This is a genomic window from Salinicoccus roseus, assembly GCF_003814515.1.
Taxonomy (GTDB): domain Bacteria; phylum Bacillota; class Bacilli; order Staphylococcales; family Salinicoccaceae; genus Salinicoccus; species Salinicoccus roseus.
Genome location: NZ_RKQJ01000006.1, coordinates 1 through 2,243, shown reverse-complemented (window position 1 = coordinate 2,243; position 2,243 = coordinate 1). Strand labels below are relative to the sequence as shown.

Genomic DNA, 2,243 nt, shown 5'->3' with positions numbered 1-2,243 from the left:
TATCACTGGGGTAAAACTGACTACATCGAAACCGAACGGAAACTCATGAATCAAGACATGCAAAAAGAAGTGAACAATCAGATGTTGGAAGAAAAAGATTTTGATGAAGAGTAACTAAAAACAGTTGCTCTTTTTTTAATTTTTACTTTGAAAAGTGATGGATGATTAAGTGATTTTGATGTACCTCCAGAGGTACCTTTGTAATATTACAACGAAAAACAGGGGTTTTGATGTACTTCTAGAGGTACATTTAGCCAAAAACAGATCGGAAAAATATATCGTCGGCACTGCCGACATATCAAAGGTTTTGAGGTTTTGTAGGATGAATATCCGGAAAAACCTCCTTATGCTCTTACTGGAATTAAAGGTTTTCAGATTTTGTTCTCACTCCTGAAGCGAATCGAGACAGTTTACGTTCGATATTTTGTAAAAAATAATCGTGCGTGTAACTGGGCAGTCCTGATGTTATTTATATAAAGGGGAGATATTTATGATGATTATATTGAGTTTTTTAGCAGGAGTCGTTGCCACAATTGCAATGGGATTTTTAGTCAAAACGGAAAAATGGGAAGAATTGAATAAGAAAAACAAAGAATAGACGTAAGATAATATGCTAGAAATTAAAATAAGCGTATATGAGCGTTTAAATCATTTTTAGGGTACTTTCCTGTGATTTAAGTTCTCAGAAACGCTCTGAGGGCTCTTTTTAACGTTTTGAGCGATATAATCATCGGAGATCCATTTATGCCGAGAAAATTTATTGTGCGTTGAGAAGAACCCTTAACTAAACTTGCAGACGGATGTCGGCATAGCGTGAGCTATTAAGCCGACCATTCGACAAGTTTTGGGATTGTTAAGGGTTCCGAGGCTCAACGTCAATAAAGCAATTGGAATAAAGCAATTATGTTATTGTGATTTAAAAAGGAGGTCTTGTATGAGGTTTGGAAATTATAAAATTGATTCTTTTTGGTTAATTATGATTATAGGTTTTCTAGCTACTTCTATATTTTTTCCTTTTATGCTTTTGTCTGTAATTGTTTTATTGATTTTTGGTTTAGAAAAAGATGATAAAAAGGATTAAATGTGAGTTTTTGGTTTTGGTTTTTGAAACGAGTGAAACGAGTTTCTTCTTGTCTTGATACTATACGTCATAATTCTGATTGAGATGAAATCTCTAAAAGTGTTGATATGACTGCTTTAAACACAAAAAAACTTGCATATTTCCGTCTACTAGTTTAGTGTTTTAGGTGTCGAAGCCAAAAACATAAAACCTAGGGGAAAGTGCAAGTTTTTTTGTATGCACCTTTCTTGGTAGAAAGGATTTATTCACTTATGGAGAAGTATACCCAGAAAAAGCGGAAAAATCAACTGTTACAGACGCTCATCAGTAAGCATGTCAGCGAAAAGACACTGGAACGGGTAAAGGACTGTAATACATTCTTATTTATGGTGGCTGATATTACGATGGAAAAAACCAAATTACACCGTTCTAATAACTGCGAGCATCGGTTCTGTCCAGTCTGTGCATGGAAGAAAGCCCGTAAGAATGCCATGAAGATTAGTATTTTGATGGAGTATCTCAAAAAAGAGGAGAAAAAGGAGTTTCTCTTTCTCACTTTGACGGCACCCAATGTGACAGCTGCAGAACTCAACGATGAAATTAAGCATTACAATCGGTCATTTCAACGGATGATGCAGCGCAAAGAAGTAAAGACGGCCGTAAAAGGCTATGTGCGGAAATTAGAAGTCACCTACAACAAAGATCGAGACGACTATCATCCGCATTTTCACGTAATCTTAGCCGTTGATAAACACTATTTTAATAATAAAAGGCAATATATCAAACGTGATAGATGGCTCCAACTCTGGCAACAATCAACAAAAAATCCACTCATCACGCAAGTAGACATCAGACGCGTAAAACACACCGACAACAAAAAAGAAGTCTCCGAAATTGCCAAATACAGCGCCAAAGACAGCGACTATCTCCAAGACGAAACCGTATTTGACACATTCTATAACACACTTTCCGGCAAGCGCCTTATTGTATATTCCGGCCTCTTTAAAGACGCCAGCACACTCTATGAAACCAAAGCACTCGACCACTATAAAGACATGGATCCAACCTACTACATCTACCAAATTTTTTATCACTGGGGTAAAACTGACTACATCGAAACCGAACGGAAACTCATGAATCAAGACATGCAAAAAGAAGTGAACAATCAGATGTTGGAAGAAAA

General features: G+C 36.4%; 2 protein-coding genes. Both read left to right on the top strand.

All coding sequences use genetic code 11. The features are described 5' to 3' along the window. Positions 1-934: 934 nt before the first annotated feature. Positions 935-1,081 carry a hypothetical protein gene (locus tag EDC33_RS12720; RefSeq protein WP_170156427.1) on the top strand — a complete coding sequence of 49 codons (147 nt, stop codon included), beginning with the start codon at positions 935-937 and terminating at the stop codon, positions 1,079-1,081. A 251-nt stretch (positions 1,082-1,332) separates the two neighbouring features. Further along, a partial coding sequence (locus tag EDC33_RS12575) for a protein rep (protein WP_148087060.1) occupies positions 1,333-2,243 on the top strand: 911 nt, incomplete at its 3' end.

Excerpts from the sequence above, each read along its gene's own strand:
- EDC33_RS12720 (WP_170156427.1), top strand. The coding sequence starts at position 935 with ATGAGGTTTGGAAATTATAAAATTGATTCTTTTTGGTTAATTATGATT.